The organism is Coralliovum pocilloporae (genome assembly GCF_030845175.1).
GTDB lineage: Bacteria > Pseudomonadota > Alphaproteobacteria > Rhizobiales > Cohaesibacteraceae > Coralliovum > Coralliovum pocilloporae.
The window spans coordinates 154,027-168,493 of the sequence record NZ_CP132542.1; the positions used below are offsets into that span (position 1 = coordinate 154,027).

Sequence of the window (14,467 nt, forward strand, 5' to 3'; positions counted from 1 at the left end):
CCCTTCAGGTTTTTATGGCGGCAGTAACGATGATCTCGACTTTCAGTACATCCCGCGCCAACCGGGCTTCGCCACAGGCGCGGGCAGGCGCGTGATTTTCGGGTACCCAGGCATCCCAGACGGCGTTCATTTCGGCGAAATCCGCCATATCGCGCAGCCAGACAATGGCTTGCAAAATATGCTCACGGTCAGAGCCCGCCTCGGTCAGCAGGGCATCAATGCGCGACAGACAGTCTTGCGTCTGCTCGGTGACGCTGTCACCGGCTCCGACCTGACCACACAGGTAAGCAACGCCATTGTGTTTGACGATCTTCGACATCCTTGCGCCGGTATGCAGGCGTTCTATCATGACAGTAACCCCCTGGCCTTCAGCGCATCGGATATCTCGTCCAAAATGGCCGGATCGTCGATGGCAGCGGGCGTCTTGAATTCGGCGCGATCGGCAATCTTCTGCATCGTGCCGCGTAGCACCTTGCCCGAGCGTGTCTTGGGCAGGCGTTTGACCGGGATGGCTGTTTTGAAAGCGGCGACGGCACCGATTTGCTCTCGCATCAGCGCGACCAGCTCTTTCTCCAGCTCACCCGTATCCCGATCAGCGCCGTCATTGGTTACATAGAAACCCAGCGGCATTTGACCTTTCAACGCATCCGCCGCGCCGATCACGGCACATTCCGCGATGTCGGGATGCGCCCCGATCACTTCCTCCATCGCGCCGGTGGACAGGCGATGACCGGCCACGTTGATTATGTCATCCGTGCGGGCCATGATGAAGACATAGCCGTCCTCATCAATGATCCCCGCATCCGATGTGGCGTAGTAGCCAGGAAATTCGTTCATATACGAGGTCAGGAACCGCTCCGGCGCGTTCCATAGCGTCGGGAAACCCGAGGGTGGTAGCGGAAGCTTGCAAACGATATTGCCCAGCGTGCCGGGTTCAACCTCGTGCCCTTCGTCGTCCAAAACGCGGATGTCGAATCCCGGCATCGGTTTGCCCGGCGAGCCGTATTTGACCGGGATCTGTCCAAGCCCTACAGGGTTGCCGGACATGGCCCATCCGGTTTCTGTCTGCCACCAGTGGTCAATCACTGGACGCTGCAGCTTTTCTTCTGCCCATTGGATCGTTGCCGGGTCCGAGCGTTCGCCGGCCAGAAACAGCGTGCGGAATTTGGACAGGTCATACTGTTCGATCAACTGGCCTTTGGGGTCTTCTTTCTTAATCGCGCGAAACGCCGTGGGGGCCGTAAAAAGCGCCGCGACCTGATGATCCTGAATAACCCGCCAGAAAGCGCCCGCATCTGGGGTGCCCACCGGTTTCCCCTCGTAAACCACGGTGGCGCAGCCATGCAGCAGCGGCCCGTAACAGATGTAGGAATGCCCGACGACCCAGCCTACATCGGACGCGGCCCAGAACACCTCACCAGGCTGGATCCCATAGTGGTATTCCATCGTCCATTTCAGCGCCACCATGTGCCCGCCATTGTCGCGCACAACGCCTTTCGGCTGGCCGGTGGTGCCAGAGGTGTAGAGGATATAGAGCGGATCGGTCGCCGCAACCGGCACGCATTCTGTTGTCTCTCCTGCCGCCTTTGCTGCACCGATCAGTTCGGCATAGTCCAGATCGCGCCCCGGGATCAGTTCGGCCACTTCCATGTCGCGTTGCAGGATCAAGCAATGCTCGGGCTTGGACGTGGCTTCCTCAATGGCCGCTTCCAGTAGCGGTTTGTAATGTATGATCCGACCCGGTTCGATCCCGCAGGAGGCTGAGATGATCATCCTAGGTTCGGCATCATTGATCCGCGTGGCAAGTTCATGTGGCGCAAAACCGCCAAACACAACCGAATGGATCGCCCCCAAACGAGCGCAAGCCAACATTGCGAACACAGCCTGCGGCACCATTGGCATGTAGATGACAACGCGGTCGCCCTTGCCAACGCCATGCGCGCGCATGACGAATGCAAGCGCGCCGACTTCCGCCTGTAACTCCGCAAAGCTGAAAGTCTGGGCCGTGTCAGTGACCGGACTGTCATAGATCAGCGCGGTGCGGTCGCCATGCCCAGCCTCGACATGACGGTCGACGCAGTTCCAGCAGGTGTTGCATGTAGCACCCGCGAACCAGCGGCCATAAACGCCCATCTCAGGGTCCAACACCTTATCGGCTGGTTTGAACCAGTCTATCTGTTCAGCGGCTTTGGCCCAGAACGCCTCTGGGTCCACTTGCCAGCTTCCATATGCGTCCGCGTAGCTCATGACATTACGTAGTTCAGGCCAAGGCGGCCGCCATCGACATAGATCGTTTCGCCGGTGACATAGCTGGCCTTTTTCGAGCATAGGAACGCCACCACATCCCCGATCTCGCGGGCCGTGCCAGCGCGACCCAGCGGAGTACGTGACATCGCAATTTTGAACGCTTCAGGGTTGGCGTTCACGCCAGCCATCATCTCGGTATCGATCGAGCCGGGACCCACGGCATTCACGCGGATGTTGTTCTTGGCCAGTGCCAAGGCTGCGACCTTGGTCAACTGCATGACACCGCCTTTGGACGCGCAATAAGCCGGGATGGCCGGGATCGCGACCTGCGCGTTGATTGACGACATGTTTACAATCACACCTTCAATCCCCTTTTCAACCATCGTCGCTGCAGCCCGTTGCATCGCCACAAAAACACCGCGCAGATTGATATTCATCACGCGGTCAAAAGCATCCAGATCGTAGTCCAGAAAATTGCCTGGCATCGCGATACCCGCGTTGTTCACCAGGGCCGAGACCGGGCCATACTCTGCTTCGATCGTGTCGAACAAGGCGCCGATGGAGTCCACGTCCCCCATATCGCAAATCATTCCAACACCACCCAGATCGGCGGCAACCTTGTGAACGCTGTCCTGAATATCGACCAAGATGACCTTAAAACCATCTTCGTTCAGCGCCTCGACACAGGCCAGTCCGATGCCTTGCGCAGCACCTGTTACAACTGCAATTGGAGTGTCAGCCATCTGCATCTATCCTTCAAATCCATAGTCATTCTTTGCCTGTTCGGCGGTAATGAACCCGGCGGCTAGATCTTGAGCCACCGCATTACGATCCCTTTTCTCCGGCGCGCCATAACCGCCGCCGCCCGGCAGGCTCAGCTTCAGTCGCTGGCCGTTCTTGATCATTTGGCGCCCCTTAGACCGCAGCGCCGATCCGTCGGTCAGTTCCACCGCACCGGCACCACCCGCAAGTCCACCATTGCGTCCACGCGCCGGGTTTTTCACCCGATCGAACATGGCGTTGAAGTAAAAATCATACCCTGCACGCGGCTCAATCTCGATCGTCTGACCCAAGCCGCCGCGCAGCATCCCAGCACCGCCAGACCCTTCACGCAGATCTTTTCGCCAAACTGTGATCGGGCCGACATGCTCGGTCGCCTCAACACTCATCGTCGAAACACCGGAGGGGAATGCTGTTGCGCTCAACCCATCGAATGCCGGCCGTGCACCGGTGCCGCCGGAGTTGAACATCAGCACTTCTCGGTTCGGCAGTCCGCTTTCGGGATCGGAGGCACGGGCAGAAATCTGAATATTCCAAAGCGCGCTTGCGCCTTCCGCCGGAACTGTGTCGGGCATCGCCTTGTGCAATGCGCCCAGAACCACATCGGGCACCAGATGCCCCATGACATGCCGCACGGACACGGGCGCGGGCCGTCTCGCTGCAAGGATACAACCCTCGGGTGCCGTGATCTGGAATGGCTCGAGCGAGCCGGTATTGTTCGGAACTTCGGGCGCGATTGCGCATTTCAGCGCGTAGCAGGCATAGGCGCGGGTATAAACCTCGGGGCAGTTTACGCCAAAGCGGCTCATACCCGAGGTGCCCTCAAAATCCGCAACAAGCTGATCGCCATCAACGCTCAGCGTCACTTCCATATGCACGGGCGCGTCATAGCCATCGACTTGCATCGTCTCGTGATAGACACCCGAGGGCACTTTCGCGATGGCCTCCAGCGTTGCATTGCGGCTGGTTTCGATAACGAAATCTGACAGGGATTGCAGGTCATCAATCCCGAACTCGTCCATCATCGCCTGCAAACGACGCCCCCCCGCCTCGTTACAGGCTGCCAGCGAGTACATATCACCCACGGTCTGATCAGGCGTGCGCACATTTGCGCGGATCATCTCGATCAACAGGGGCTGAACTTGACCACGCTCGGCAAACTTGGTGATCGGGATCAGCAGGCCCTCTTCAAACACCTCGTTACCGTCAGGTCCAAAGCCGCGCCCGCCGATATCGACCACATGCGCGGTACAGGCGAAGTAACCGATATGCACGCCCTCGCGGAAAACCGGTGTGACAACAGTAATGTCATGCAGATGCCCAGTGCCCAGCCACGGGTCATTGGTGATGAACACATCACCTTCAAACGTGTTCTGTGGGCCGATCCGGGCGGCAAAATGCGTGACACTTTCGGCCATCGCATTGACGTGGCCTGGCGTCCCGGTCACCGCCTGTGCGATCATGCGGCCCTCGCGGTCAAAGAGGCCCGCCGACAGGTCGCCCGCCTCGCGGACCGAAGTTGAAAATGCTGTACGGATCAGCGTGGTGGCTTGTTCCTCCACAACCGCGATCAGGCGGCTCCACATGATCTGATGATCGATATCTGACACGCCCATGCCTTAAGCCTCCTTCGCCAGCAACAGCAGACTTCCATCGCCCTGCCCCACCGCGCGATAGCCTGATGTGACAATCGTTGATGTCTCGGATTCCACGATGATTGCGGGGCCTTCGACGGCCATGCCGGGCGTCATGTGCACCCGTTCAACCTCACGCGCTTCGACCGATTTGCGTAATGCAGCGTCAAAAAATTCACGTGTGCGGGCGGCTTCTGCGGAAGACCCACTCTGATGGCCAACAACAGCTTCAGCGTCAGGCAGGACCGTTGATACGGTCAACAGCCAGTTCGTAATCTCAACCGCCAACCCATCAATCACCCGGCCAAATAGCGTGCGATAGGCATCTTCGAAAGCTGCAAGGATCAACGATACATCGCTGTCTTCAAACTGTTTATGTGGCAGTACAACCGGAATTTCCCAGCCCTGCCCGGAATAGCGCATCTGCGCTGTCAGGCGGATCTCGGTGGCTTCGCCTTTAGCTCCTTCGTTCACAAACGCGCGCGCCTCAGCCTCCATCTCGATCAAGGCCGCATTCACAGCACTGGCGTCAAATTCATCCATGCGCTGGAACATGCCGCGTGTCGCTTCAAAACTGAATGGCGCTTTCAGAAACCCGATAGCCGAGCCCACACCCGCACCCGGCGGTATGATCAGCGCCTTGATCCCAAGCTTTTCACATTGGCGGCAGGCATGCAGCGGAGCGCCGCCGCCGAATGCGATCATGGTGAAATGCTCAATGTCGCGCCCATTCTCGACCGTGTGAACCCGCGCCGCGTTGGCCATGTTTTCATCTACCAGTTCGGTGATACCAAAGGCGGCATCACCTGCGGAGAGGTTCAATTTGGCCGCGGCCTTCTCGGATTCCGCCACGTTTAGCGGTATCGCACCACCCGCAAAATTATCCGGGTCCAATCGGCCCAACAGCAGGTTGGCATCAGTCACCGTGGGTTCCGTCCCGCCGCGCCCATAACAGGCAGGTCCAGGTTCAGAGGCGGCAGAACGCGGTCCCACCTGCAGCCGCCCCATGCTATCGACAGAAGCGATCGAACCACCACCGGCACCGATCTCAACCATTTCGACCACGGGTGTCGACACGGTCATGCCGGACCCTTTCTTAAAGCGATAGGTTCGGGCAACCTCAAAGGTGTTTGCCGTTTTGGGCGCACCGTCTTCGATCAGACAAATCTTGGCGGTTGTCCCGCCCATATCGAAGCTGAGCACTTTGTCCAGCCCATGTGCCCGCGCGAAATCGGCGGCAAAAATCGCCCCCCCCGCCGGGCCGGATTCCAGCAGACGCACCGGCTGCTCTGCAGCAGTTTCGACCGAAATCAAACCTCCACCGGAATGCAGCATGAAGACCGGCGCCATCACGCCGGTATCGCGCAGCCGCGATACCAGCCGCCCGAGATAATCAGCAACTTGCGGCTGCACATAGGCATTTGCAATCACAGTGTTGAAACGCGGCAGCTCTCGCATCTGCGGGGAGATCACAGAGGACAGAGAGATCGACAACTCCGGCATCGCTGCGCGCAACGCCTTACCCATCGCGACTTCATGCGCGTCATTGGCATAAGCATGCATCAAACCAACCGCAACGGCCTCGAACCCGCCTGCACGGATGGTTTCAACCATCTCTTCGACTTCGACTGGATCAAGCGTCAGCAGAACTTCTCCGTCCGGGCCCATCCGTTCGTTCAGAGTGAAGCGATGCTGGCGCGGGACCAGAGGCTTGGGCAGGTTCAGATTCAGATCATACTGCTCGAACCGGTTTTCCGAGCGCATCTCAATCACGTCGCGGAAACCCTCAGTGGTTATGAACGCAGTCTTTGCCCCGCGCCGCTCGATCAGCGAATTTGTGACCAGCGTTGTGCCATGTATGACCTGAGCAATCTCACCCAACGCAAGACCCACCTGACCGGCCGCTTTGACGATCCCGTCCAGAATAGCCTGTTCCGGCTGACTGTAATTGGTCAGCACTTTGCAGGTAGACAGACCACCCGAATGCACAAGCGCTACATCTGTGAAGGTTCCGCCGATATCGACGCCGACGCGTATTTCTGAATTGCTCATGGGTCTCTTAAAGGCTCTTGAGGACTTGGTTGGCCGTGAATGCCACCCGATACACGCGCGACATGATTGATGCCGCTGGTACAGGCGAAAACTCGGCCATTGGTAGTGGCAGCACGGCAGGGTCCATTCCCGATATCAGCTTAGCCATACACTCACCAAAGATTGTACCCGTGGTGATACCTCGTCCATTGTATCCGATTGATGTCAAAAGATTGGGTGCCAGCTGGTAAATTCGTGGTAGGTGATCCGGAGTCATGGCTATTTTCCCATCCCAAGCCTCCTCGAATTCGATAGGCCCAAGCTCCGGAAAAAGACGTAAGAGTTGTTTTCTGGCCCAGCGATGTGACAATCCACGACCGACCGATCCAACGACCGAACCCATCGAACCGATCACGAGGCGGTCATACGCATCCCGGCGGAGGCTAAACATAATTTGCCCGGTATCCCAGATGCCTTGCCGTCCTGGAATTATGTGTGACATTCCGGTGCTCAAAGGTGTCGTGGCAAACTGAAAGTAAGGGATCATGGTGAATACACGATTCAGACTTGGCCACAGCTCATCACTATAGGCGTTTGTACCCAACACCACATTTTTTGCACGAACCAAGCCTTTGTTGGTTTCAACGATCCATATTTGACCATCTCGTCGAAGACCGGTTGCTCGGACATTTGTACTGATTTCCGCACCTGCGCTCCTAGCCGCACGGGCCAATCCACGGCAATATCCCATCGGGTTGATTGTACCAGCACGGTGATCCAGCAAGCCGCCATAGAACGCACTTGTTCCGGTCATCTCGACCATCTCTTCTGCCGAGAGTAAATCAACCGGCTCTCCCAAGCGTTCCCATTCAGCGTGTCGGGCTTGTAAATCTCTGACGCCTGACTTCGCATGGGCGGCGTGTATGGTTCCTGTTTTTGAGACCTCACAGCGGATCTGGTGCTTTTCAATCAGATTGAAAACCTGAGCAGGGCCAGCTCCAAATCGTTTTATAAACTTTGGTCCATATGTATTCCCAAGCTTTTTTCGAACCGCTGCAGGGGGATGCCACACGCCAGCGTTTACGAGACCTACGTTCCGACCTGAACCGCCATATCCAATAAAATTGGCTTCAAGTACGTGTGCACTTAACCCCATTTCTGCACAGTGAAGCGCAGTGGATAGTCCTGTAAATCCGCCACCAACAATTGCGACATCTGTCTCCGCGTCACCCGTCATTGGGTTACGGTAATCTGGTTCTTCGGCAGATAAGTCCCAAAGAGAAATCGGGCTGTCTGAATTCATGCGCTGGGGCCCTTTTTTGGTATAGACATGCCGCGTGTTCAGCGGTTCCTGTCAGCTTACGTTGCAATGATTTTCTTGATGTGTCAATATATGGAATTAGTGTTTTATATAACGGAACAATCGAAATGTTTCAACTCAAGAAAACGGCTGCCCAGATGGTTCAAGAGGCGCGTGACCGTATAGAAGAAATAGAAACACCAAATCTGATCGGGATGGTCGATGACCCAAATGTGGTCATCGTCGATATCCGAGACGTGCGCGAACGTCAGCGCACCGGGTTCATCCCGGGCAGCTTCCATGCGCCGCGGGGCATGGTCGAATTCTGGGTCGATCCTGATAGCCCGTATCACAAGGATATTTTTGCGCAGGAAGGCAAGAAGTATGTCTTTCACTGTGCGTCGGGCTGGCGGTCGGCCCTGACGGTCGCAACCCTGCAAGACATGGGCTTTGAAGCAGCACACCTTAAGGAAGGATTCGGTTCCTGGGAAAAATCCGGCGGCCCTGTCGAGAAATCCGATTGAATCCAACCGGAAGCTGCGCCTCAGAGCTGGCGCAGTTTCTGGGTCACGCCTTCTGCAGCATGATGCACCAACATCCCCAACCGGTCCTCGCCGCCGTCGCTCATGTTGATATCAGGCAGTGAGATGCCAAGCGCGGCGATGGCCTCGCCGTCGGGCAACAGGATAGGGGCTCCGAAGCTCAGGATACGGTCGCGGAACTCTCCGCGGTCAAACGCATAACCACGTTTTAGCGTTTCCTGCATGTCCTCGGCGACTTGCTCCAGTGTCGTCAGGGTTTTGTCTGTATACCGCGCCAACCGGCCCTCGAGCTTGTCGCGCAATTGATCAAAATTTCTCGACAGAATGGCCTTGCCCGTTCCTACGCAATGAATTGGGGCGCTGCCACCAACGGGATTCCAGGACCTGATTGGCTTCAGGCTTTCAACCTTGTCTATATAGATGACATTCAATCCCTCTAGCACAGCCAGATAAATGGCCTCACCGGTTTCCTGACTCAGATAGGCCATTTCAGGCGCTGCGGCAGCTCGCAGGTTGAGGTTTTCGACCGAACTGCGCCCCACCTGCCATGTCTTCAGCGTGGCGGCATAAGTCTTGTCATCGAGGTGTTTCACATACCCCAGCGTGATCAAGGTCTGCAACAGCCGAAACGTATTCGATTTTGTCAGTTCCAGTTCGCGCGACAGCTCGGTCACTCCTTTGCTGCCTTGATGCGCCGCGAGGTTCTCCAGAATGGCAAGCCCTTTGGATAAGGTCGAGTCCACCTTTGGGGCTTTGGGTGCGTCACTCACTATTCGTCCTTTCTGCGCAGTTTGCTCTGTATAGCAGAACGGGAACGAGCTTCAAATGATGGTTGATCATGAACCGTCAGATCAGGCACTTCGCCTTCAAAACGGCGTATGTCCACCATGGTCGAATGAGACGCCGGGCTTTGGGTCAGGCTCGATGTGCGCAGATCATGAGTTAGGGCATTGGGATTGCCGTGCCTGTCCCGTTCCTGGGGGGCGTCATAGTCAGGATCGTACCAGGCACCGGTCCAGAGAAAGACACAACCTTTCAAAATGTCCGGCGTAACGCGGGCACCGGCCAAACACCGGCCACGATCATTGAAAAGTTCAACAACATCGCCATCTGCGATTCCCCTGTCGGCCGCATCTTCCGGGTGAATCAATACCGGCTCGCGCCCCTGCACCTTCATGGCAAGGCTGTAGTGGCCATTGTCCAGTTGCGAATGCAGCCGTGTGCCCGGCTGACCCGACAACAGAAAAAGAGAATGCGTACCGGCGGAATAATCTCGGGGCACGAACCAGGTCGGATGTCCATGACAGTCGTCCAGTCCAAACCCTGCAATCTGCTCTGAGAATATTTCGATTCGACCGCTTGGCGTCGGCAAAGGGTTCGCATCTGGATCCCGTCGAAAATCGGCCAAAAAGACTTGCTGCGGAGATGGGTCCTGCAGTTCCACAACATCCCCTTTGATGAATGTCTCCCAATCCGGCAAGCGCTCACCGCTCGACTGCGCCACCTCTTGCGTTTGGGCCCAAATGCGGCGCAGCCAGTTGTCACGGTCCAACCCATCGGTGAACTGGTCCGCATTTCCCATGCGCCGGGCGAGATTGGCATAGATGTCAAACTCGATCCGCGCTTCACCGCGGGGGGCTGCATTTGCGGGCATGGGCACCAGTGCGTTGTCTGACTTGCCGCCACCGAAATCCGTGCGCTCTTGCGGTGCGGCCACTGGCAGAACGATATCCGCGTGGCGCGCCGTTGAGGTCCAATTCAACTCGTTCACAATCACGGTTTCGGGACGTTGAAACGCTTGGTGAAGGCGCCGCAGGTCCTGATGGTGGTGAAAGGGGTTACCGCCAGCCCACCAGACCATCCGAATATCAGGAAAAACGCGGTCCTCGCCATTGTATTGATACTCACCGCCCGGGTTCAAAAGCATGTCCGATATCATCGCTACCGGGATGAAATCAGAAACTGGGTTCTTGCCCTGCGGCAATGTCCCCCAGCGGAACGGGCGTTCAATGTTGCCGATATTTGCATTTACACCATAGCCAACCGTATACCCGCCGCCCGGCAGTCCGATCTGCCCCAGCATCGCCGCCAGCGTGACTGTCATCCACAGCGGCTGTTCACCATAGTCCGCCCGCTGAAGCGCGGCGGCGCAGGTGATCATCGTCCGACGTGCGGCCATTTCCCGCGCCAACGAGGTAATCCGCTCGGCGGGGACGCCTGAGATTGATGCAGCCCAATCGGCGGACTTTGCAATCCCATCGGTTTCTCCCTGCAAGTAGCTCGCGAATTTGTGAAATCCGACGGTGTAGCGATCTAGAAATTGGATATCATGCAACCCTTCTGCAAGCAGAGTATGCGCCAATCCCATCATGACTGCGGTATCCGTACCGGGCTTTGGCGGCACCCATTCCGCCCCGATCTCGTCAGCGGCATCGGTTCTCAGGGGGCTGAAATTCACGAATCTCACACCAGCCTCTGTGCAGGCTTTCAGGTTGTCCATCATCCTGTGACGCGCCACGCCACCATCGCTGACCTGTGTGTTCCGCATCGCCATGCCCCCAAACATGACTACCAGTTCACTATGCTTGGCGACAACGGGCCAACGGGTCGCCTGCGCCACATGAGTTCTAAACGGGCCGACGATATGCGGCATCAGCACCAGTGCGGCATTATAGCTGTAATTACCCTCTGAACGCACAAACCCGCCTTGCCCGTTTAAAAAACGTTTGAGCTGGCTTTGCGCATGATGAAAACGCCCGGCGCTGGACCAGCCGTATGACCCTGCATAAATCGCAGTGTTGCCGTAGGATCCGCGTACGCGCGTCAACTCCGAAGCAATAAAGTCCAGTGCATCATCCCAACTGACTTCGACAAAACTGTCGCGCCCGCGCGTACCGTCACCCTCCAACCAACCGCGTCGTATGGCGGGACGCAGAACGCGCGCGCGACCGTTCAAGCTGGACGCGATGTTGCGGTTGATTTCAGACGGGTTTGGATCATTCGGATGCGGATGCACCGCTACAAGTTTGCCGTTTCTGGTTTCAGAAATACCAGCGCCCCAGTGATTTCCTGTCAGGGTCCGGGAGGTTTCTGCGGTCACATTTTTTGTTCCGTTATAAAAAACTCACTTTCCAAATATTGACACAACATTGACTGGCTGTCATCATGCCTGTCAACATTAAAGGGCACAAAAGTGCAAAACACTCCAATTAATTTATCGGACTGTCTGGTGCAGGATGGACGACCAGATCGTATCGAAGGGCGGCACGTCAATATGCCGATCGAGCTCGGCTCGACGATGGTGTTTGACACCTTGTCCGAGTTCGAGGCCGCGCGCGATGCGCGATACAAAAGCGGCACGCATTATTATGGGCGATACGGCAACGCCGCGACGCATAAGCTGGAACAGATGCTCGCAAAGCTCGAAGGTGCCGATGCGATCACACTGACCTCCTCTGGCGTGGCCGCGATTACCACCACGTTGATGGCCCTGACCCGACCTGGCAGTCATCTTCTGGTCGCCGACAATGTGTATGGCAATACGCGGGCCTTTTGTGACGGTCTTTTGACTCAGCAAGGAGTTCAGGTCGAATATTTCGACCCTATGATCGGCAGCGCAATAGGGCATCTGATACGCGAAGACACCGCTGCCATCATGTTCGAAAGTCCCGGGTCGGGAACCTTTGAGATGCCCGATATTCGGGCCATCGCCACAGCGGGAAAATCGGCAAACGTGCCGACCATTCTGGACAATACCTGGGGCACACCCGTGTTCAGCCAGCCCATTGCCCTAGGCGTCGATATCGTCGTCTATTCCGGCAGCAAATACATCTCGGGCCATTCCGATTGCATGTTGGGGGTCACCGCAAGTAATGCGACCTATGCAAAGGTCATTCGCAAAGCGGTGATGCAGATCGGCGACAAAACAGGGGGGCAGGAAATACTGCTGGCACTGCGCGGCCTCAGAACGCTAAAGCTGCGGATGGAACATATCGACGCCGCTGGTCGTGAGATGGCGCTTTGGTTTGCGGATCAGCCGCAAGTGAAAACCGTTTTGCATCCCGCTCTGCCCTCCTGCCCCGGTCAAGAGAACTGGGCGCGTGACTTTACCGGGGCTGCGGGCCTGTTTGGCGTTGTATTTCATACAAGCAGCGAACGTTCGGTACGGGCATTTGTTGATGCGCTGCATCATTTCGGGATCGGCGTGAGTTGGGGCGGGTATGAAAGTCTTGTCCTGCCCGTCACGCCCGTCCGTACGGCAACAAACTGGTCGGAGACCGGCCAGCTTGTCCGCTTCAACATCGGATTGGAGAATGTTGAGAGCCTGAAATCAGACCTCGCAAATGCACTCCCCCTGCTTGACCAATAAGGACTCAGAATGCGCAACAAGATCGACCACTTTGCCGTCGGTGCCGATACCTTGGCACAGGGCGTATCCGCGATGAAAGACGCGCTGGGTGTCGACATTCCTCAAGGATCAAAGCACGATGCGATGAGCACGCATAACTGCGTGATGCAGGCCGGAAACGAGAGCTTCTTCGAGCTTATCGCAATCGACCCCGACGCGCCCGAACCGGCGCGCGCGCGCTGGTTCTCGCTTGACGATAATACCACACAAGCGCGCCTGAAAGAACGCCCGCGCGCCTTATGCTGGGTGGTCAACACCGACGATCTGGATGCTGTGATCGCGTCCAGCCCTATTGATCTGGGTGAAGTTGTGAATTTCCAGCGAGGCGACCGCACTTGGCGTCTGACCGTCCCCAAAGATGGTCATTTGCCTGAAAATGGCCTGTTGCCCGCGTTCATAGAATGGTCGCCCGGCCCGCACCCTTCAACTGGACAACAGAACCTTGGTGTGACTTTGTCCAAAGTGCAAATCCAAACACCGGATCCTGCGCACCTGAAAGAGATATTCGAGACATTGCAGATTTCGCACTTGGCCGAGATCGCTGAGGGTCCAACCGCGCTTTCTTTTGTACTGGACAGCCCGAAAGGGTCGGTGACTATCGAATAACGAAGGGGTGTTTCATGTCGATCCCAACCGTGGATCTAACGCAAAGGCCTGACATAACGGGTTTTTTCGACCCGGGATCGAACACGATCACTTATGTTGTGCGCGACCCGGCCTCAACAGCCTGCGCCATAGTTGATCCGGTTATGGAGTTTGATCTGGCGGCTGCCCGTCTGACGTTCGACAGCGCCGATCAGATCATCGCCCACATTCGCGATAACAAGCTGACGCTTAAATGGATAATCGAAACGCATGTGCATGCCGATCACCTCTCGGCCGCACCTTATCTGCAACAGAAACTGGGCGGCAAAATCGGTATTGGCGAACATGTTCAGACCGTTCAGGACACGTTTGGTAAAATCTTCAACGAAGGAACCGAGTTTCAACGGGACGGGTCCCAATTTGATGTTTTGTTTTCGGATGGCGCGACCTACCAACTGGGCGGCCTCTCGTGCTTTGCATTGCATACACCGGGACACACACCCGCTTGCATGGTGCACGTCATCGGTGATGCGGTTTTCGTAGGTGATACTCTTTTCATGCCGGACGGCGGGTCTGCACGCGCTGACTTTCCGGGCGGAGACGCCGGTCAGCTGTATGATTCAATCCAGCGGGTCCTTTCAATGCCGGACGAGATGAGGCTGTTTATCTGCCATGATTACGGCCCCGGTGGTCGGGCAATCGCATGGGAAACCACGATTGGCGAGCAAAAGGCCAAAAACATCCATGTCGGCGAGGGAAAGACGCGAGACGAGTTCATCAAGTTCCGCACGGAACGGGACGCTCAACTGGCGGTTCCAAAGCTCATTTTGCCATCGCTTCAGGTCAACATGCGCGCAGGCGAAGTGCCTGAGGACCCGGACGGCAACATGATGCTTAAGACCCCAATCAATAAACTCTGACCATCACGAAAATTACCCAT

12 protein-coding genes are annotated in these 14,467 nt (G+C 56.7%); 4 read left to right on the forward strand and 8 right to left on the reverse strand.

Going from position 1 to position 14,467, the window contains the following annotated elements; all coding sequences use genetic code 11:
* Positions 1-4: 4 nt before the first annotated feature.
* Genes RA157_RS00715 through RA157_RS00740 form a run of 6 tightly spaced genes read right to left on the reverse strand, consistent with a single transcriptional unit; the run spans position 5 to position 7,995 of the window.
* Entirely contained in the window at positions 5-349 is a 345-nt protein-coding gene (locus RA157_RS00715) for a RidA family protein (RefSeq protein WP_350334572.1), read from the reverse strand.
* A complete protein-coding gene (locus RA157_RS00720) occupies positions 346-2,247 on the reverse strand; it encodes a propionyl-CoA synthetase (protein WP_350334573.1) in 1,902 nt (633 codons plus the stop codon). The genes RA157_RS00715 and RA157_RS00720 overlap by 4 nt, the downstream gene beginning before the upstream one ends.
* Positions 2,244-2,990, reverse strand: coding sequence for an SDR family NAD(P)-dependent oxidoreductase (locus tag RA157_RS00725; protein WP_350334574.1), 747 nt, complete (start codon positions 2,988-2,990; stop codon positions 2,244-2,246). Before RA157_RS00725 ends, RA157_RS00720 begins: the two co-directional genes overlap by 4 nt.
* Before the next feature lie 6 nt (positions 2,991-2,996).
* The gene (locus tag RA157_RS00730) at positions 2,997-4,643 is read right to left on the reverse strand and encodes a hydantoinase B/oxoprolinase family protein (protein WP_350334575.1); all 1,647 of its coding nucleotides are present in this window, start codon (positions 4,641-4,643) and stop codon (positions 2,997-2,999) included.
* 3 nt (positions 4,644-4,646) lie between these two features.
* Entirely contained in the window at positions 4,647-6,713 is a 2,067-nt protein-coding gene (locus tag RA157_RS00735; RefSeq protein WP_350334576.1) for a hydantoinase/oxoprolinase family protein, read from the reverse strand.
* A gap of 7 nt (positions 6,714-6,720) precedes the next feature.
* Positions 6,721-7,995, reverse strand: coding sequence for an NAD(P)/FAD-dependent oxidoreductase (locus tag RA157_RS00740; protein WP_350334577.1), 1,275 nt, complete (start codon positions 7,993-7,995; stop codon positions 6,721-6,723).
* Positions 7,996-8,120: 125 nt separating this feature from the next.
* Here RA157_RS00740 and RA157_RS00745 point away from each other — a divergent pair, with 125 nt between their 5' ends.
* The gene (locus tag RA157_RS00745) at positions 8,121-8,516 is read left to right on the forward strand and encodes a rhodanese-like domain-containing protein (protein ID WP_350334578.1); all 396 of its coding nucleotides are present in this window, start codon (positions 8,121-8,123) and stop codon (positions 8,514-8,516) included.
* Between the two features lie 20 nt (positions 8,517-8,536).
* On the opposite strand, the gene RA157_RS00750 is transcribed toward RA157_RS00745, so the two are convergent.
* Both RA157_RS00750 and RA157_RS00755 read right to left on the reverse strand, forming a co-directional pair.
* The gene (locus RA157_RS00750) at positions 8,537-9,304 is read right to left on the reverse strand and encodes an IclR family transcriptional regulator (protein ID WP_350334579.1); all 768 of its coding nucleotides are present in this window, start codon (positions 9,302-9,304) and stop codon (positions 8,537-8,539) included.
* Positions 9,304-11,634 (reverse strand): molybdopterin-dependent oxidoreductase, encoded by a 2,331-nt coding sequence (locus tag RA157_RS00755; RefSeq protein WP_350334580.1) that lies wholly within the window; start codon positions 11,632-11,634, stop codon positions 9,304-9,306. Before RA157_RS00755 ends, RA157_RS00750 begins: the two co-directional genes overlap by 1 nt.
* 129 nt (positions 11,635-11,763) lie before the next feature.
* Here RA157_RS00755 and metC point away from each other — a divergent pair, with 129 nt between their 5' ends.
* Genes metC through RA157_RS00770 form a run of 3 tightly spaced genes read left to right on the forward strand, consistent with a single transcriptional unit; the run spans position 11,764 to position 14,447 of the window.
* Positions 11,764-12,903 carry a cystathionine beta-lyase gene (gene metC / locus RA157_RS00760; RefSeq protein ID WP_350336245.1) on the forward strand — a complete coding sequence of 380 codons (1,140 nt, stop codon included), beginning with the start codon at positions 11,764-11,766 and terminating at the stop codon, positions 12,901-12,903.
* A gap of 9 nt (positions 12,904-12,912) precedes the next feature.
* Entirely contained in the window at positions 12,913-13,548 is a 636-nt protein-coding gene (locus RA157_RS00765) for a VOC family protein (protein ID WP_350334581.1), read from the forward strand.
* 14 nt (positions 13,549-13,562) lie between these two features.
* Complete coding sequence (locus RA157_RS00770) at positions 13,563-14,447, forward strand: MBL fold metallo-hydrolase (RefSeq protein WP_350334582.1); 885 nt, start codon at positions 13,563-13,565, stop codon at positions 14,445-14,447.
* Positions 14,448-14,467 lie beyond the last annotated feature (20 nt).